The sequence below is a fragment of the Kitasatospora sp. NPDC048407 genome, assembly GCF_043200475.1.
GTDB lineage: Bacteria > Actinomycetota > Actinomycetes > Streptomycetales > Streptomycetaceae > Kitasatospora.
Map to the genome: position 1 here is coordinate 26,096 of NZ_JBICXW010000038.1, position 17,705 is coordinate 43,800.

Sequence of the window (17,705 nt, forward strand, 5' to 3'; positions counted from 1 at the left end):
CGCGACGCCCGCGACCGGGCGGCGGCGCAATGCCGGACCACCCGGTCCGCGGGGTGCTTCCGGGGAGTGGAGCACCTTCGCCGAGCGGCGGCGCTCCATGCTCGTTCGTGGGCGGGTCCGGGCCCCAGGGCCGATGGTCCCGCCCCTGGCGGCCCGACGTCCCCGGTCCACGGGCCCCTCCGAGCCGAACGGCCCGGGGGCGGGAGGGACTGACGGACCACCAGGTACCACCAGGTACCACCAGCTCAGGGGCCGGGCGGGCGCGAATGTGCGGCGCCATCGGCACAGCGGGGACGCGGACGGGGCGTCGAGGGGGGCGCGGACGGGGCGTTGAGGGGACGCGGACGGGGCGTCGAGGGGACGCGGGAGGGGCGCCGGGTGGTGCTGCGGGGACGCGAACGGGCGCCGCAGGGACGCCCGTTGGGTGCGCAGGGGTGCGGACTGTGCGCCGCAGGAGGGTGGACGGGCCGTCAGGCCGCGACGGGGTGGTGGTGGCTGTGGCGGGCGTCCGCGCCGTGCAGCGTGCGCAGGCCGGCCATCAGCAGCGCCGGGTCCTGACGCAGCCACAGCCGGACCGCCGCGCCCAGCGCCTCGCACGGGGTGCGCGGGCGGACGCCGCTCAGCTCCGTCATCCGGTCGGCCAGCGCGGGCAGCAGCTCGGCCAGCTCCGGCGGCAGCCACACCGTCACCGCGCAGGGCGCGAACCGCCGCAGCTCGTCGGCGAGTTGGGGCGTACCGCCGGTGAGTACGGAGGGCAGTACGTCCAGCAGGGCGTCCGACACCACCTCGGACACGTCGCCGCGGTGTCCGTGTGCCAGACGCCGTAGCAGCGTCCGGTCCTGGGTGGTGAGTCGGACAGCCAGCATGACCTCGTCGGTTTCCATCGCTCGGCCTCTCCGGGCACCCACGCCCAACCCGACCGGCCCGCCGAATGCGGGCCGGACACAGACAACGCTGACCTGTTGACCTGGGTGTCACTGTCCCCAAGTCGGAAACGGCGGGGGAAGGGCCGAACGGCCCCGTCCGCCGGGGCCTGACGGCGGGCCGACCCGCCAATGGGCCGCCAATGGGCCGTCTTTGGGCCGCCTTTGGACCGCCTTCCGGCCGCCCCGGGCCGTCAGTGCTCGGCGCGGGTCACCCCGTCGTAGCGGATCCGCTCGTCCGGGACACCCGCGTCCAGCAGCAGCGAACGCGCCACGGCGACCATCCGCGGCGGGCCGCTGAGCAGCGCCAGCCCCGGCACGCTCTGGTGGCCGCGGAGCATGGCCGCCAGTCCCTCCAGGTCCGGGCCGAGCACCGGCGTCAGCTCCAACCAGGAACGGTTGGCGGCGAGTTCGACCAGCGACGGCCAGTCGTACAGCTCCTCCCGGCCGCGCGCCGCGACCACCAGCCGCACCCGGCGGCCGCGGGCCCGGTGTGCCGCCGCGAACTCCTCCGCCAGCGCCTTCATCGGCGCCAGGCCCGTCCCGCCGCCGACCATCAGCACGTCGCCGTGCAGGTCCGCCCCGTCGAAGTCGAGCGAGAGCGAGCCGCGCGGCGGCCCCACCCGGACCTGGTCGCCGACATTCGTGCCCTCCACCAGTGCCGCGCTCAGCCCGCCCGGCGAGGTCCGGCGGACGTGGAACTCCAGCACCCGGTCCTCGCGCGGCGCGCACGCCACCGAGTACGGCCGCCAACTGTGCGGCAGCAACGGCGACTCCAGCGCCGCGTACTGCCCCGCCCGGTACGGGTACGGCTCGCCGGTGCGCACCCGCAGCACCGCCAGGTCCGGGCGGCGCCGCTCGTGCCCGACCACCTCGCCGTGCCAGAACGGCGGCTCGGTGGCCGCGCCCTCCGCGCCCGCGACCATCGCCGCCACCGCGAACCGCAGCATCCGCGTCCAGGCCTCCTCGACCTGCACCGTCCAGGCGCGCCCGCCGCGCACCCGCAGCGCGGTGATCAGCGACTCCTCGAACGCCTCGTAGTGTGCCGGCCACACCCCGAGCTTGCGGTGGTCCGCGCCCAGCGCCCGCAGCCTGGCGTCGAGTTCGACGGGACGGTCGAGGTGGTCGATCAGGTGCTGGAACATGTGCCCCAGGTGCTGGCGCTGGAACTCCATCGACTCCGGGAACAGCCGCCGCAGGAACGGCCGCCGGACGAACATCGCGTCGTACAGCACCTCGATCAACGCGTCGAACGGCAGCAGCGGCGCCAGGTGGCTCACGATCAGGTCCCGGTCCCCGGGCTCCGGAAGCTGCACCGCCGGCCGCCGCGGGCCGGATGACTGTCCGGTCGGGGAGAGGATGCTGCGGCGCAATCGCATCGCGTGGTGGCGGGCGAGCAGGCGATCGTACTCCGGGCTGAAAGCGTCCTCGTCGTAGGAGCCGATGGGGGTGGGGGTGGGGGTGGCGGTGCGCGGAGCGCCGCTGCTGGTGTACTCCATGAACGTCAGGTTAACCACCCGCGAAGATGAGTTGATCATGGACTGTTCGGCCGCCCGGAGGAGGGACGTTCGGCCCTTGACCTGGTGCGATGCCTGCTGTCGAGGGGTTGTCGACGGGCTCGCCGCGGACGGTGCGGCGGGCCGTGGGGTGGGCTGTGGGGCGGTGGCGGTGGCGGGCGGTTCGGCCCGGGGGCTCGGGGGTGTCCTACGCTGGACAGCATGTCGAACCCCGATGGGCTGCTCGTCGAGATCGCCGCGATGGTCGAATCCGAGCACAGCAACCAGATGTCCCTCACGGTGGTCGTCCCCGGCGCCGTGATCACCGGCAGGCTCGCCCCTGTGGCCCTGTGGTGGGAACGCGTGGCCGACGTCCTCCAGGCCTCCGACCACCTGAAGCCCTTTGCCGCCCTCTTCGCCCCACCCGCCGAAGCCCCGCCGGCCCGCCCCACCCACCTCCACTTGCACCGCGCGAGGATCCTCCAGGGCGACTTCGGCCTCCCGCACACCGGCGGCATGTACCGCATCGCGATCGGCGACATCAGCGCCTGGTCGGTCGGAGACCTCAGCTACTCCGACGCCTGAGCACGACCCGCTCGGCCCCGCCGTGAACGTCCGTCCCGCGGTGGTGAATTGAGGCGTCCTGCCGGGCCGGATTCCGTCCCGCCCCCGGTGTCTTCTGCCGGGTCACCGGGGGCACGTTCAGGCGGCGGCTCGGGCCAGTCGGGCGACCAGGTCGACCGCGCGGGCCGCGCCGTCCTCCTTCGCCATCCGGTCGGCTGCCGTTGCCGCGTGTTCCCGGTGGGAGGGTTCGGTGACCGCCAGGCGGATCGCGGCGGCGAGGCGGTCCGCCGTGAGACCGGCGAACGGGATCGGGGCCACCGCGGCGCCGATCGCCGTCAACCGGCGGGCCCAGAACGGCTGATCGGCCGTCACCGGGACGGGGACCGAGGGTGCTCCGGCGCGGAGCGTCGCCGCTGCGGTGCCCGCGCCCGCGTGGTGGACGACGGCCGCCATCCGGGGGAAGAGCGCGGCGTGGTCGAGCCGGCCCACCGTGAGGACGTCGTCCGCGTCCGCCGTCAGGCCCGCCCAGCCGGCCTGGAGGATGCCCCGCCGGCCCGCCGTGCGCAGCGCCTCCACCGCGAGGCGGCCCAGGCGCTCGCCCTGGCCCGCGCCCATGCTGCCGAATCCGATGAACACCGGGGCCGGGCCGGCCGCGAGGAACTCCTCTACTGCGGAAGGGAGTTCACCGGTGGGGGCCGGCCACCAGTTGCCCACCACCTCCAACCCCGGCCGCCAGTCCGCCGGGCGGCGGACCAGCGCGGTGCTGAACCCGTGCAGCGCCGGCCACTGCTCGCGGACCAGCCTGCGGCGCATCGCCGCCCCGGAGAGCGGCGGCAGGTCGAGCCGGGCCCGCAGCTCCGCCACGGCGTCCCGGTGCAGCCGGTCGACCACCCCCAGCGCGGCCCGTCCCGCCGCCCGGTTCCCCCACCGTCCGAGCGACCTGGTGCCGCCCACCACCGGCCCGAACTCCCCCGTGGGCTCCACCGGTTGGAGGTACACGCCCGCACTGGCCGCCCCCAGCGCCTCCGCCACGTGCCACCCCAGCGGCGCCGTCGACGTGGACAGCAGCAGCACGTCCGCCCCCGGCTCCGCCACCTCCGCGATCCCGCGCCCGAGCTCCCCGACGAACTCCTTCGCCCGGCGCAGCATCCCACCCCGGCCCTGCCCGCCCTGGGGGTCACCCGGCAGCGGCCGGAACTCCAGCCCGCACCCCTCCACCATCGTCCGGTAGTTGTCGTGCGTCGCCAGCGCGACCTCGTGCCCCGCCTCCGCCAGCCGGACGCCGAGCCCCGTGTACGGTGCGACGTCGCCGTGCGAACCCGCCGCCGTGATCAGAATGCGCATCTGTGCTTCAACCCTCAATGATGCGACGGGCGTTGGCCTCGATCGCGGCGTGCAGGAACTGCGCCAGCCCGGGCAGCTGCTCGGACGGCGGGACGAGCATCGCGAACGCCCGCGGATCGGTCAGGTAGTCGTCCGCGATCATCCGGTGCGACTCCGGCGGACACGGCGTGAACCACCGCTCCACATGCGCCCGGTGCTGCTCCGCGAGATCCATCGCCCGCTCACCCCCGGCCGGCTGGCCGTCCTCGAACGCGACGATCAACTCCCGCCGCCACGCGGCCGATTCGGCCATCAGCTGCCGCCAGTCCTCCTTGCTGTGCCGGGCCGCCCGCTCCATCGACTCCCGCTGCCGCGCACTGTCCGCCCACTTCAGCTGCGCGTCCGTCGCATAGCTCAGATCCCAGCGAACCTCACCGAAGATGTCGAACCGCTCCTCCGGCGAGAGCCGCACGCCCGTCCGTTCCATCTCGATGGCCTGCTCGGCGACTTCCACCATTCGCTGCAACTTGGCTATCTGTTCATTGAGTTGACGGTGCCGTTCGCGCAGCGGGCCGAGCGCGGTGGCTTGCGGGTCGGTCAGGATGCTGCGGATCTCCTCCACCGGGAAGTCGAGCTCCCGGTAGAACAGAATCTGCTGGAGCCGCGCCAAATCCCGGTCGTTGTACAGCCGATATCCTGCCGCACTCCGCTCACTCGGCGAGAGCAATCCTTCCCGGTCGTAATAGTGCAAAGTCCGCACCGTTATCCCCGCGAATCCCGCCACCTGCCCCACCGAATAGCTCGCGCCTCGCTCAGTCACACCCGTCTCCTCTCGCGCACCCCCATGCTGAACCCTGACGCCAGGAGAGGGTCAACCCGGGCCGGTCGCCGCAGGTCACCTGGCTCGGGGGCCGTACTGGTCGCACGCCAACCCGTCGGCCCCGCAAGCCCGTTCCGGAGGGTGCGCGGCTGCGGTGCAGGCCGGTGACGTACCCGCGTTCAGGAGCGTGGCGGGCCAGCCACGATCCGCGTCCTCCGCACCGGTGTGTCGTCCCCGACTCCGAAGCCGTGTAGCTCGGTCGGGCGAGCCGGGCGCGCGGCGCGGCCGGTGACGGGGCAGCGGCCGGTACGGTCCGGCCGTGACCACCTACCCCGCTCCCACCGCTCCCACTGCTCCCACCGCTCCCACCGATCGGCCGCACCGCGGTATCTGGGCCTGGCTGGCAACCGGCATCGCCACCGCGGCAGCGGCGGCGGTGTGGGCCTGCCTCGTCGCCGGGCTCGCCCCCGGCCTTCGTGCCACGGGATTCGGGCCCGTGGAGGCCTGGGCCGTGACCGCGGTCCTGCCGGCCCTCGCCGCTTTCGCCGTCCGCCAGCGGCTGCTGCTGGTCCCCGTCGGTGTGCTGACGGTCGTGCTGCACCACCATGCCTGGCATCAGCAGCAGGGCCCTGAGTTCGGCTGGGGCTGGTTCCCCGCGCTGGGCGAGTCCTCCTGCGTGCTGTTCCTCGGCGTCGCGCTGCCGTGGATGGTCCACCTGCTCCCGGCGCTCTCACGCGCCGAGCAGAACTGACGGTCCGTCGCCCGAGCGGCTTCCGTCGCCGGCCGTTCGGCCGCTGACCGCCTCGATCCGGCCAACCCACCTGCACTCCCGGCCGGTTGGGCCTGAATCCGACCGCAGGAAGCCGCCACCCCCTTACGATCACCGCCAGCAGCCTGGTCCGGAGGGGGAGCATCGTGGCACGCAGGCCCGCCCGTCGCCGCCGTCGCAGTGCAGCCCGCCGCGCGCAGGCCCGCAACCACGGCATCGTCCTGTTCACCCTGACGACCGCCGCGGTCGTTCTGGCCGTGCTCCTGCTCGGCTGGCTCCTCCACCACCTGATGCTCCTGCTCTGCCTGCTCGCCGTCGCCCTGGCCGTCGCGGTGGTGGTGGTGCGCGGCCGGGTGGCGGCGTCGAGGCGGGAGCACGAGGGGCAGGTCGCGCAACTGCGGCACATCGGGGCGTTCCTGTCGATGGGTCCGAAGGAGTTCGAGCACGCGCTGGCGGTGCTGTGCCGGCGCGACGGCTGCACCGAGGTCACCGTCGTCGGCGGCGCCGGCGACCTTGCCGCCGACGTCCTGGCCACCACCCCGGCCGGGCAGCGAATCCTCATCCAGGCCAAGCGGTACGGGCCGAAGACGCTTGTCGGCTCCCAGGACGTGCAGAAGGTCAACGGCACCTACCGTGATGTCCACCGCTGCGACCTCGCACTGGTCGTCACGACCAGCACCTTCACCAAGGCCGCCGCCGCGTTCTGTGCCCAGGTCGGGATCCGCGCTGTTGACCGCCGGGCCCTGGCGCTGTGGGCGGAAGGAACCAGCCGACCGCCGTGGGGCTGATCCCTCCGCCCGGACCGGGTCGACCAGCCCGCCGCGCTCCGGCGGCTGCCTTCCGTGGTCGTCCGCCGGCGCCGAACGTGCCGGGGGAGGGCGGTCAGTACAGGGAGTCGCCCATGGGGGAGCCGTCGCCGGTGACGTAGGCGCGGATCGAGGCCAGGTACTCGTCGCGGCCGACCAGGCCGTCCGCGTCGGTGTCCAGGGCGTCGAAGGCGGCGTCGGCGTGGTCGGGCCGGTTGCCGAGGGCCTCGCGGAGCGCCGTGAACTCGGAGCGTCGCAGGGCGCCGTCCTGGTCCGCGTCGGCGAGGTCGAACAGGGCGGCGAGGGCGTGGCGGCAGACGTGGTCGAACTTGTCCGCGTCCACCCAGGCGTCGTACTCGGCGAAGGTCATGACGCCGTCGCCGTTGGCGTCCATCGCGGCCCAGGCGCGTTCGCCCGCCGCGAGGGCGGCGAGGACCAGGGGGTCGTCCGGCGTCCGGCCGGTGGCCCGGCGGGCTCGTTCGATGCGGACGAAGTAGTCGTGCCGGGAGGCGGTTCCGTCGCCGTCGGTGTCGAGCATCGCGTAGACGCGGGCCTTGGGGCTGGTGAGTTGGGCCGGGAGCATGTCGGGTCGTCCTTCGTGGTGCGGGCGTCGAGGGGTCGTTCAGGAGTCGGTTCAGTGGGTGAGGCGGAGCACGAGCGTCGAGTCGAGCGCGGTTTCGCCGGCCGGGGTGCCGCAGCCGGCGCCGTAGCTGGTGCCCACCGCCTTGAGGGTGTCGCCCGCGAACTCCGCGCTGTCGCCGGTGACTTCGCCGCTGACGACCAGTGAGGCGGTGCCGTTCACCTTCACGACGTCGGTCTTGTCGAACTTGAAGGTGGAGGTGGTCTTGTCGCTCCAGTGGACGGTCGTGGTGGAGGTGTCCCCGTGCTCGTCGCCGGTGCACTCCGTGGCCGGCATGGTGACGGTCCGTTCGAAGGTGCCGGAGGCCACGGGCGCGCCGGCGGGATCCACGCAGGTCACGGTCCCCGTCATCGCCAGTGTGTCGGGGACCGGAAGGTTGGTGCCGCCGGCATCGACGGCGCCGGTGAAGACCCCGTGGCCGCGGAGGACGCACGTGGCATCGGTGGTGGGTGTGGCGGAGTAGGCGCGGGCGGAGGTGTCGACGATCAGCGGCAGCGTGGCGAGCAGTGGGGCGGAGGCCAGCAGGGTGCCGCGGAAAGCGGTCTTCATGAGGGTGCTCTCCCGTTTGTCCCGGTTCGGGTGGTGATGGATCCGTAGGACAACGAGCTTCAGGAGCACCGGTTTCGGGTGTTCCGCCGCACGGATGAACCGAGGGGCCGGCGGGTACCGGGCAGCACACTGCACGTGCGGCGCTCGACGACGGCCGCGGTCCCACGCTTCGGCCGGGCCCCGGGGGAGCAGCCGGACGGGGGCGGCCGCTGCGGGTCGCACCGGGGATCATCCCCGCGGGCCCCGATCATTGGACCAGTACTCCCGTCCCATCAGCACGAAATCTCCAACTCGGGTCGCTAGGTTCGGGGAGGGGCCAGATGGCTCCGGCCGGGCACCCGCCCGGCCGGACGGGGCCGAGGCGAGGAGGGGTGGCAGTGACGATGCGGGAGTACCCGCTGGCGGGCGGGCCGGTGGAGGTACGGGGCGCGCTGGACCTGGAGGCGACGGCGGCGGGGGTGATGCCGCGACGGTTGCCGGCCTGGACGAAGGAGCAGTACCAGGACCCGTCGGTCTACGGGGGCACGCTGATGCCGTCGGGGGTGCGGCTGGTGTTCCGCACCGATGCGCGGGTGCTGGAGTTCGTGGTCCTCACCTCCACCGGGCAGCTCGACAGCGACCCCCGCCCGCGGCCGACCGGGATGCTCGAACTGACGGTGGACGGTGTGCTGTTGGGTCGCCGACGAGCACCGTTGGGGAACGTGTGGCGGATGGCGGCCCCTGGGGCAGCGCCGCGGCTGATCCCGGGAGAACCTGGGACGGCGCGCTTCGCCGGGCTGCCGGCCGGGATGAAGAACGTCGAACTCTGGCTGCCGCAGCAGACCCCCACCGAACTGGTGGCGCTGCGGGCCGACGGCGAGGTCCTGGCGCCGCTGCCCGACGGTCGTCGCCGGTGGGTGCACCACGGAAGTTCCATCAGCCACTGCCTCGAGGCCGACGGCCCCACCGGCACCTGGCCCGTGGTGGCGGCGGCGCTCGGGGGCGTGGAGGTCACCAACCTCAGCCAGCCCGGCAACGACATGCTGGACCCCTACGTCGCCCGGACCATCCGCGACCTGCCCGCCGACCTGATCAGCATCAAAACGGGCATCAACATCGTGGGCCTGGCCACCTTCCGGCTACGGACGTTCGGCCCGGCCGTCCACGGATTCCTCGACACCATCCGGGACGGGCACCCCGACACCCCGCTGCTGGTGATCTCCCCGGTCAGCTGCCCCGCACTCGAGACCCACCCCGGCCCGACCACGACGGGCCGCGACGGAAAGGTCACCGCACTGGGCGACCCGGCCGAACTGGCCTGCGGGGCACTGTCGTTGCAGGTGGTCCGCGACGAGCTGGCAAGGATCGTCGCACTCCGTCAGGCACACGACCCTCACCTGCACCACCTCGACGGCCGCGACCTGCTCGGCCCCACCGAGACGGCCGACCTCCCCGACGGCCTGCACCCCTCCGCCGCCGCCTACCGCCGCATGGGCGAACGCTTCGCCGCCCACGCCTTCGCCACCGATGGCCCGTTCCGGCCGGGGACCGGTGAGAGCGCCCCGGCGGGGGAACGGGGGTGACTGCCCGTCGCACGTCGACCCTCCCCGCCGAGCTCCCAGCCACCGGCAGGAGACGGCCCGCACCGCCACCGACCTGATCGCCGGCCTGGCGGGTCGCCACCCTCGACCCGGAGGGCGTTGAGCTGCTCGTCCGCCACCTCACGGCCCGGTGACCCGGTGCGACCCGGTGCCCGTTGGAGCAGCGGCCGACTGCCGAGCAGGGACGCGGTGGTCGGTCGTCGGCATGCTGGGTCCGCCCGGTAGCATCAGCGCGGACGGAACCGCAACGTCGCCCGTGGATGCCCGACCCGGGCCGTATGAGAGGGGAGATGGGGCCGGCTATGACGACGACGCCATCGATAGGTGAGCAGGAGCCCCAGGCGACTGTGCGTGAGCTCGAGTCCATGCTGGACGCGGTCACCGATCAGGCTTTGATCAAGATCAGCCCAAGTGGGCAGGTGGTTCGCTGGAGCCGCGCTGCCGCGTCGATGACGGGTTACACCGGCGCCGAGATGGTGGGGCGGTCGGTGTCGGTGCTGCACACCGCGGAGGACCGCGACGCCGGACTGCTGGAGCAGGAACTGGCCGCGGCGCGAAAAGAGCGCCGGTGGAGTTTCGAAGGCTGGCGGATCCGCAAGGGGGGCGAGCGTTTCCTGGCCAGGGTCGCTCTGACGCCGGTTCTGGGCGAAGAGGGCGCGGTGACCGGCTTCGTCCTGGCCCTGCGGGATGTCACTGAAAGTGCGCGGGCCGAGTCGCTGTTCCACGGTCTGCTGGAGTCGGCCCCGGACGCCATGGTGATCGTCGGCCCGGACGGGCGCATCGTACTGGTCAACCGGCAGACCGAGACGCTGTTCGGCTTCGATCGCGGGGAACTGGTCGGCCGGGAGATAGAGGTGCTGGTACCGCCGCGGTACCGCGACCGCCACGTGGGCCACCGCAACGGCTTCCTCACCGGCCCCCGGCTGCGGCCGATGGGCGCGGGACTCCAGCTGTCCGGAATGCGCAGGGACGGCACGGAGTTCCCCCTCGAGATCAGCCTGAGCCCGCTCGAGACGGCCGATGGTCTGCTGGTCGCCGCAGCGATCCGCGATGTCACCGAGCGCAGGGAGACCGAGCAGCGGCTGCAGCGCCAACGCGACGAGATCCTGGAGCTGTCCACGCCGGTGATCCAGGTGTGGGACAAGGTACTCGCGTTGCCGATCATCGGGACCTTGGACACCCTGCGAGCCACCCGGCTGACCGAGGGCCTGCTGGAGAAGATCGCCCAGACTCAGGCGGAGGTGGCGATCCTGGACATCAGCGGGGTGCCCACCATCGACACCCAGGTGGCTCAGCATCTGCTGAAGACCGTCCAGGCGGCTGCGCTGATGGGGGCGGTGAGCATTCTGAGCGGGGTGCGGCCGGAGACCGCGCAGTCCATGGTGCACCTGGGCATCGACATGGGTCGCCTGCGGTCGCGCAACACGTTGCAGGACGCGTTGCAACTGGCGCTGGCGCTGCTGGCCGAGCGGGCCGGGACCGCCGAGACCGCCACCCGGGCGCTGTCCATGGGGGGTTCGCTGTGAGCGACGACGTCGTACCGGTGATGCGGATCGGTGACACGCTGCTGGTGGCGTTGCAGGGCGACCTGGACGACACGACCGTGGTCCAGATCGAGGAGCAGCTCACCCGGGAGGTCGCGCGCACCGGTGCGTCCGGGATGTTGATCGATGTGAGCCGGCTGACCATGGTCGATTCGTTCATCGCACGGGTGCTGGCGCGAATCGTGGCGATGATCCGGCTACTGGGAGCCCAAGCCGCGATCGTGGGAATTCAGCCCGCGGTGGCCATCACACTGGTGGAACTGGGTGTCCCGATGGGCCATTTGGACACGGCGCTCAACGCCGAGCAGGGCCTGGCACTGCTGCAGCGGCTGCGCCGCGGCGAGAACGGCGCGGTCCGGCCGTGACCTGGAACACCACGACGGACGCGGAGCCGGCCGTCTTCGCGATCGCCCATGAGGCCGATCTGATCCGGGTCCGCAAGGTCCTGCGTGCCGAGGCCGAGGCGGTGGGTCTGGGCCTGGTCGACGCGACCAAACTGATCACGGCCGGAAGCGAGCTGGCTCGTAACATCCTCAACTACGCCACCGGGGGCCGCGGCCGGATCCGTGCCGAGCAGGTGTACGAGCAGGGGCGCCGGGGAGTGCGAGTCACCTTCGCCGACGACGGTCCGGGCATCGCCGACATCGAGGCGGCGATGACCGACGGCTTCAGCACCAAGGGCAGCCTGGGCCTGGGCCTGCCGGGGTCGCGACGGCTGGTGGACGACCTGACCCTCACATCGGACGCCGACTCGGGCACGACCGTGGTGATCGTGAAGTGGCAGCGGTAACAGGGGTGCGGCAATGAGCGAGAACGAACACCGCCTCCATGCAATCGAGGCGGAGGAGGACGTGGGTGCCCTGCGCCGGGCGGTCGCCCGGATGGCAGTCGGCCAGCACGGCCTTCCTACGGGCGTGGCCGAGTTGGTGGCAACCGAGCTCGGCACCAACCTCGTGAGGCACGCCCACCCCGGGGGATACGTGCTGGCCCGCAAGACCGCGAACGGGATCGAGCTCATCTCTGTCGACCGCGGCCCGGGAATGACAGCGGCGTCCCTCACTCCCCCGGTGGACCTGGTGCCGTCCTCGAATCGTCGTGGCGGTCTGAACGCCGGGTTGGGCGTCGTGCGGCGCAACTCCGCCGAGTTCGACTGGTACTCCACCCGGGGAGGCACGGTCGTCTACGCCCGGCTGGGCGCCAACCCCTCAGGCACGGCAGGGCATTGGCGTTTCGGCGGAGTCAATGTCCCGCTGGGCGGTGACGGCGAGTCCGGAGACGCGTGGTCGGTCACGCCTGGCGAGCGGCTGACCGCCCTGGTCGTCGACGGCCTCGGCCACGGCGCCGGTGCTGCCTTGGCGGCCAGCGCCGCGATCACCACGTTCGAGCACGGCCCGGTCACCGCCCTCGACGACTTCATCCGGCGAGCCCACCAGGCGATGCGCGCCACCCGGGGCGGTGTCCTGGGCGCGTGCGTCATCGACCCTGCGAACGGCGAGCTCAGCTACGCGGCGGTCGGCAACATCACCGGACGGATCATCACCAACGGTCACCGCTCGGTCCATCTACTGGACCGCCCGGGCACCCTCGGTACCCATCTCCCCGTTCCGCGCACACACCTCCAGCACTGCCGCTGGGAACCCGGCTCGACCCTGGTGCTGACGTCCGACGGGATCCGCTCCGGCTGGAACCTGGAAGACCACCCCCGCCTGCTGGAGCACCACCCGGCGATCATCGCCGCCGTCGTGCACCGCGACCACGCACGGCCCTCTGACGACGCCACCGTGCTCGTAGTCCGCGATCGCAGCGGCATGCCATGATGATGATTCCCGGCATATGACAGACGACGGAGGACAGTTGGCCATCGGAGAGCTCCGCGACCCCCAGCCCGCCGACGGCGCGGAGCTGATCGCCGACCTGCGCCAGGAGCTCGACGACACCAACCGGGGCCTGATCGCGCTGCACACCGAACTCGAGGCGGCCCAGCGCGCGGCGTCCCGGCTCGCGGCCATCGTGACATCTTCGAACGACGCCATGATCTGCGTCGATCCTGCGCCCACCCACCTCGTCCAGACCTGGAACCCGGGCGCTCAACGCCTGTTCGGCCATACCGAGCAGCAGATCGTCGGGCAGTCGGCGGGCGTACTCCTGCCCGCTGGGGCGATGGACGCTCTCCACGCCGCAGTGGCGGAGATCCGCGCCGGTGGACGCGCGGAGCCGCACGAGACCCGGTGGCGCCGATCGGACGGCACCGAGGTCGATGTGGCCGTCACCGTCTCGGCGATGTCCGGCGCCGACGGCACGTTGATCGGCTTCTCCACCGTGGCACGGGACATCACCGCGCAGCTCGCCGCCCAGGCCGAGCTGGCCGCCGCCCGTGCCGAACGCGAGGTACAGGGGGATCGCGACCGTATTGCCCGCGACATGCACGACCTCGTCATCCAGCGGCTGTTCGGCGGCGCCTTGACACTGGAGTCCACCCTGGGCCTGCTTGCCGACCGGCCGCAGGTGCACAAGCGGGTCCGGCGGGTCAGAGACGACCTGGACGACACCATCCGGGTCATCCGCTCCATGATCTACGCCCTGCGCGAGCAGAAGCAGGACAGGGACGGCAAGGGTCTGCGCTCGCGACTGGTGGCAACCATCGAGCGGGCCACCGAGGCGCTCGGCTTCGCCCCGGCGCTGCGGATGACCGGCCTCCTGGACACCGACGTGTCCACCGAGTTCGCCGACCAACTGCTGGCCGTGCTGGGCGAGGCCCTTTCCAACGCGGCCCGGCACGCCCACGCCACCGCTGTCGACGTCAGTGTGGAAGTCACCGCCGCGGATCTGTGCCTGCGAGTGAGCGACAACGGCCAGGGCATCGACCCGGCCGTCACGCGCCGCAGCGGACTGGCCAACCTGCGCTCGCGTGCCGAGGAACTGGGCGGCACCTTCACCCTCGTCGCGAATCAGCCGGCCGGCACCGTTCTCGAATGGATCGTCCCCCTCAGCGGCAGTCACAACTGACCGGAAGTCCCTGACGCGACCGGCACTCGCTGACGATGTGCCGGTCGCCCAGGTCGCCCAGCTCGCGCCGCCAGCCGTCGCACGGGCGTGGTTCACTAGGCCGGGCGGCCCGCATTGTGGTGGTGGCCGGGGCCGGCGAGGGTCTGGGTGGCAATGATGGCGGCCTGGACGCGCCGCTCGACGCCGAGCTTGGCCAGTAGCCGGGAGATGTGGTTCTTCACGGTCTTCTCGGCGAGGTAGAGGCGCTGGCCGATCTGCCGGTTGGTCAGGCCCTCGCCGATCAGCGCGAGGATCTCCCGTTCGCGGTCGGTGAGTTGGGGCACGTTGGACGGCTCGGGGGCGGCGTCGGCGCGCAGCCGGGCCATCAGTCGGGTGGCGGCGCCCGGGTCCAGCATGGACTGCCCGGAGGCGACGGTGCGCACGGCGGAGACCAGGTCGGTGCCGCTGACCTGCTTCAGAACATAGCCCGAGGCGCCGGCCAGGATCGAGTCGAGCAGGCCCTCCTCGTCATCGAACGACGTCAGGATCAGGCAGGCCAGCTCAGGCATTTGGGAACGCAGCTCCCGGCAGACCGTCACCCCGTTGCCGTCCGGCAACCGCATGTCGAGGATCGCCACATCGGGGCGGAGCGCCGGCACCCGGGCCAGCGCCTGCGCGACGGTGCCGGCCTCGCCGACCACGGTCAGATCGGGCTCGGCGTCCAGCAGGTCGTGGACGCCGCGGCGGACCACTTCGTGGTCATCCAACAGGAACACCTTCACCGGGGCCTTCGTCTGACCTGCCACGTTGTCCGCCATGTCATCTCCATGTGCCGTGCCCGCTCCCGCAGCGGACAGAACAATCTACCCCGATGGCCTGTCATAGCTGAAGATCGTCTGAGATGACGGGACTGCCCCACTCGCCTCGGGGTGACGTAGCCGGGATGTGAGTCGCCACGCGGTGACGCCTGCCGATTGCCGCAGGCGGCCCGGGGCTGTCCGCCAAGGCGGACGCCGGCGACCAGGTTGGGGCCTCGGGACGGGGCAGCCGTCGAACGACCGGTTCCGTCCCAGCTGGATGACGGCTGCGGGACGTTGCATACCGCGGCAGCGGCCGAGAGAGGTACTGCCCGGCTGTCGGAATCGGCGGTCCCCAGCGCGTATTGGGAGACGACGTGCAGGTGGCGCCGCGGCTGGCTGCATCGAGGCGGAACAGCCAGGGTCGGGCGTTGTGGAACGAGAGCGCGACGGCGGCCGCGGTGATGAGGGCGCGGGTGATGACGTCAGTCCGGCCGCATCGTCCGGTTGGCGCGCGTCCAGGCCTGCCACGATCTCGCGGACGCCCGGGTGGTCCGCGGCCTCCTCCCTCTCAAGTGCCGGGGTGAAGCGGCGTCCTGTGGTTGCCGACCGCCCCGCTGCTCTCGCGCCCCCGGCACCCGCCTGACAGGGACCGACGGGTCCGCAGCAAGGGCCACGGGCCCCGGACCGGCTGAGCGCGCAGGTGGGACAGGCCCTCGACGGGGTGTGGCACGGGCGAACCAGCAGGTGGCGGCCCTTCGGTTCGAGACCTGTCACAGCAGCTGCCGGTCGGGAACCGGGGCCCTCAGGCCGTTGCGGCTGGGACCGGTGGCGGCACGATCAGGGCCCGTAGGTCCCTGGGTCGCTTCGCCTCGCCGATCGAAGATCTTTATCGGCGGACGACAAACCCTCACCGCGTCCCGTCCCGTCCTCCCAGCCCATCGCCCAAGGAGTCAGATCATGTCCGCGCCCGACCGTGCAAGACCAGCAGCCGAGCCACCCGCGCAGGGGAACAAGACCTTCGGGCTGCCTGCGGCGACTGCGCTGGTGGTCGGTAGCATCATCGGGACCGGGGTCTTCGCCCTGCCGTCGGCCCTCGCGCCCTACGGGCCGATCGCGCTGGTCGCGTTCGTGCTGGTGACCATCGGGGCGCTGGCGCTGGCCGTCACCTTCGGGCGGCTGACCGAGCGGGTGCCGGGCAGTGGCGGTCCGTATGTCTACGCCCGGGAGGCGTTCGGCGAGTTCGCCGGCTTCCTGACCGCCTGGTCCTACTGGATCACCGCCTGGGCCGGCAATGCGGCGATCGCAGTCGCCTGGGTCGGCTACGTCGAGGTGTTCGTCAACAAGGGCCACCACACCTGGACGTCGACAGCGATCGCGCTGATCGGCCTGTGGGTGCCGGCGATCGTCAACCTGACCGGGGTGCGCAACATCGGCGCCTTCCAGGTGGTCACCACGGTGCTGAAGTTCCTGCCGCTGGCGTTCATGGCCACCGCCGGGCTGCTGTTCGTGAAGTCCGGCAACTTCGGGGCCTTCAACGCCAGTGGCGGTTCGGCGCTGGGCGCGATCTCGGCGGCCGGGGCGATCGCGCTGTTCAGCTACATCGGCCTGGAGACCGCCTCGGTGGCGGCCGGCCGGGTGCGCGACCCGCGGCGCAACGTGCCCAGGGCGACGATATACGGCACGCTGGCCTGCGCCGCGATCTACCTGCTCGGCACCCTGGCCGTCTTTGGCACCGTGCCGCACGACCAACTCGCCTCCTCCAGCGCACCGTTCACCGACGCCATGAACAACATCGCGGGCGGCCACTGGGCCGGCAACCTGGTCGCCGCCGCGGCGATCATCTCCGGGGTCGGCGCGCTCAACGGCTGGACGATGATCTGCGCGGAGATGCCGATGGCGGCGGCCCGCGACGGCCTCTTCCCGCCCGTGTTCGCCGGCACCAAGGGGCGCGGCGAGGTGCCGGCCTTCGGCATCATCTCGGCTACCGTGCTCGCCTCGCTCCTGACCGTGGTCAGCTACACCCGCTTCACCAAGGTGTTCACCGAGATCGTGCTGCTGAGCGTGCTGACCGCGGTGATCCCGTACCTGATCTCGGCGGCCGCCCAGCTCTACTGGCTGGTGCAGCACGACCGCAAGCAGCTCGACCGGCGGCGGCTGATCAAGGACATCACCATCACGGTGCTCGCCCTCGCCTTCTCCTACTGGTCGATCCAGGGCAGCGGCTACCAGACCGTCTACTACGGCCTGTTCACCATCCTGCTCGGCATCCCCGCCTACATCTGGGTGAAGCGCCCGCACCCGACCCAAGGCACCGCCGCCGAGGCCGACCCCGCCGCCCTGCCCGGCCCGGCCGCCAAGACCGGCCCTGCCGAGGCGCCGTTGCTGCCGTAGGCGGCCCTCACCGCCCGGCCGCCCGGCCTGCCCACCGTCCTGCGCCGCGCCCTGACCGCGCGTCACCCGCACCGAACCCCCGGGAGAACCCTCATGTCCACCCTTCGTGTCGATTCCGAGGCCGGCCGCCTGCACCAGGTGATCCTGCACCGACCGGGCCTGGAGCTGGCCCGGCTGACCCCGGGCAACGTCGACGAGCTGCTGTTCGACGACATCCTGTGGGCCAAGCGCGCCCGGGAGGAGCACGACGCCTTCGCCCAGGTGCTGCGCGACCACGGCGTGCGCGTGCACCACTACACCGACCTGCTCGCCAAGACCCTCGACCTTCCCCCGGCCCGCGCCTGGCTCCTCGACCGGGTCGCCGCCCCCGCCCTCGTCGGCCCGGCCCTGGTCGAACCGGTCCGCGACCTGTGCGAACAACTCGACGGCGCCACACTCGCCGAGTACCTGATCGGCGGCGTCCTCAAGAACGACCTCCCCCTGCACAACCCGCACAGCCTGCACTGGCACACCCT

Annotated in this window: 18 protein-coding genes; 11 read left to right on the top strand and 7 right to left on the bottom strand. The window is 72.2% G+C overall.

Annotated elements, in window-relative coordinates:
- Positions 1–470 precede the first annotated feature (470 nt).
- Positions 471–884, bottom strand: a complete 414-nt coding sequence (locus tag ACGFWJ_RS35375) for a hypothetical protein (RefSeq protein WP_392956803.1) — start codon at positions 882–884, stop codon at positions 471–473.
- 233 nt (positions 885–1,117) lie between these two features.
- Positions 1,118–2,422, bottom strand: coding sequence for a globin domain-containing protein (locus tag ACGFWJ_RS35380; RefSeq protein WP_392956805.1), 1,305 nt, complete (start codon positions 2,420–2,422; stop codon positions 1,118–1,120).
- A 219-nt stretch (positions 2,423–2,641) separates the two neighbouring features.
- Here ACGFWJ_RS35380 and ACGFWJ_RS35385 point away from each other — a divergent pair, with 219 nt between their 5' ends.
- A complete protein-coding gene (locus ACGFWJ_RS35385) occupies positions 2,642–3,004 on the top strand; it encodes a hypothetical protein (protein WP_387649027.1) in 363 nt (120 codons plus the stop codon).
- A gap of 117 nt (positions 3,005–3,121) precedes the next feature.
- Here the strand turns inward: ACGFWJ_RS35385 and ACGFWJ_RS35390 are convergent, their stop codons facing one another.
- Both ACGFWJ_RS35390 and ACGFWJ_RS35395 read right to left on the bottom strand, forming a co-directional pair.
- Complete coding sequence (locus tag ACGFWJ_RS35390; protein ID WP_392956806.1) at positions 3,122–4,327, bottom strand: glycosyltransferase; 1,206 nt, start codon at positions 4,325–4,327, stop codon at positions 3,122–3,124.
- A gap of 7 nt (positions 4,328–4,334) precedes the next feature.
- Positions 4,335–5,126 (bottom strand): MerR family transcriptional regulator, encoded by a 792-nt coding sequence (locus ACGFWJ_RS35395; RefSeq protein WP_392956808.1) that lies wholly within the window; start codon positions 5,124–5,126, stop codon positions 4,335–4,337.
- Between the two features lie 319 nt (positions 5,127–5,445).
- Between ACGFWJ_RS35395 and ACGFWJ_RS35400 the strand changes: the two genes are divergently transcribed.
- Complete coding sequence (locus ACGFWJ_RS35400) at positions 5,446–5,877, top strand: hypothetical protein (protein WP_392956810.1); 432 nt, start codon at positions 5,446–5,448, stop codon at positions 5,875–5,877.
- A gap of 164 nt (positions 5,878–6,041) precedes the next feature.
- Positions 6,042–6,683, top strand: coding sequence for a restriction endonuclease (locus ACGFWJ_RS35405; protein ID WP_392956812.1), 642 nt, complete (start codon positions 6,042–6,044; stop codon positions 6,681–6,683).
- 94 nt (positions 6,684–6,777) lie between these two features.
- Here the strand turns inward: ACGFWJ_RS35405 and ACGFWJ_RS35410 are convergent, their stop codons facing one another.
- Positions 6,778–7,284 (bottom strand): EF-hand domain-containing protein, encoded by a 507-nt coding sequence (locus ACGFWJ_RS35410; protein ID WP_392956813.1) that lies wholly within the window; start codon positions 7,282–7,284, stop codon positions 6,778–6,780.
- Positions 7,285–7,335: 51 nt separating this feature from the next.
- Positions 7,336–7,890, bottom strand: a complete 555-nt coding sequence (locus ACGFWJ_RS35415; protein ID WP_392956814.1) for a hypothetical protein — start codon at positions 7,888–7,890, stop codon at positions 7,336–7,338.
- Positions 7,891–8,273: 383 nt separating this feature from the next.
- Between ACGFWJ_RS35415 and ACGFWJ_RS35420 the strand changes: the two genes are divergently transcribed.
- The 6 genes from ACGFWJ_RS35420 to ACGFWJ_RS35445 all read left to right on the top strand — a co-directional run bounded on the left by ACGFWJ_RS35420 (position 8,274) and on the right by ACGFWJ_RS35445 (position 14,020).
- On the top strand, positions 8,274–9,452 hold the full coding sequence (locus ACGFWJ_RS35420) for a GDSL-type esterase/lipase family protein (RefSeq protein ID WP_392956823.1): 1,179 nt from the start codon (positions 8,274–8,276) through the stop codon (positions 9,450–9,452).
- A gap of 365 nt (positions 9,453–9,817) precedes the next feature.
- The gene (locus ACGFWJ_RS35425; protein ID WP_392956816.1) at positions 9,818–10,996 is read left to right on the top strand and encodes a PAS domain S-box protein; all 1,179 of its coding nucleotides are present in this window, start codon (positions 9,818–9,820) and stop codon (positions 10,994–10,996) included.
- Positions 10,997–11,016: 20 nt separating this feature from the next.
- On the top strand, positions 11,017–11,379 hold the full coding sequence (locus ACGFWJ_RS35430; protein ID WP_392956824.1) for an STAS domain-containing protein: 363 nt from the start codon (positions 11,017–11,019) through the stop codon (positions 11,377–11,379).
- Positions 11,376–11,804 (top strand): anti-sigma regulatory factor, encoded by a 429-nt coding sequence (locus ACGFWJ_RS35435; protein ID WP_387649044.1) that lies wholly within the window; start codon positions 11,376–11,378, stop codon positions 11,802–11,804. The genes ACGFWJ_RS35430 and ACGFWJ_RS35435 overlap by 4 nt, the downstream gene beginning before the upstream one ends.
- A gap of 13 nt (positions 11,805–11,817) precedes the next feature.
- A complete protein-coding gene (locus ACGFWJ_RS35440; protein ID WP_392956817.1) occupies positions 11,818–12,831 on the top strand; it encodes a SpoIIE family protein phosphatase in 1,014 nt (337 codons plus the stop codon).
- 16 nt (positions 12,832–12,847) lie between these two features.
- Positions 12,848–14,020, top strand: coding sequence for a PAS domain S-box protein (locus tag ACGFWJ_RS35445; RefSeq protein WP_392956818.1), 1,173 nt, complete (start codon positions 12,848–12,850; stop codon positions 14,018–14,020).
- Positions 14,021–14,115: 95 nt separating this feature from the next.
- Here the strand turns inward: ACGFWJ_RS35445 and ACGFWJ_RS35450 are convergent, their stop codons facing one another.
- A complete protein-coding gene (locus tag ACGFWJ_RS35450) occupies positions 14,116–14,817 on the bottom strand; it encodes a response regulator (protein WP_392956820.1) in 702 nt (233 codons plus the stop codon).
- A gap of 1,026 nt (positions 14,818–15,843) precedes the next feature.
- Here ACGFWJ_RS35450 and ACGFWJ_RS35455 point away from each other — a divergent pair.
- Both ACGFWJ_RS35455 and ACGFWJ_RS35460 read left to right on the top strand, forming a co-directional pair.
- Positions 15,844–17,190 carry an APC family permease gene (locus ACGFWJ_RS35455; protein ID WP_392956825.1) on the top strand — a complete coding sequence of 449 codons (1,347 nt, stop codon included), beginning with the start codon at positions 15,844–15,846 and terminating at the stop codon, positions 17,188–17,190.
- A gap of 93 nt (positions 17,191–17,283) precedes the next feature.
- Positions 17,284–17,705 (top strand): arginine deiminase family protein (locus tag ACGFWJ_RS35460; protein ID WP_392956822.1); only part of this gene is annotated, 422 nt, incomplete at its 3' end.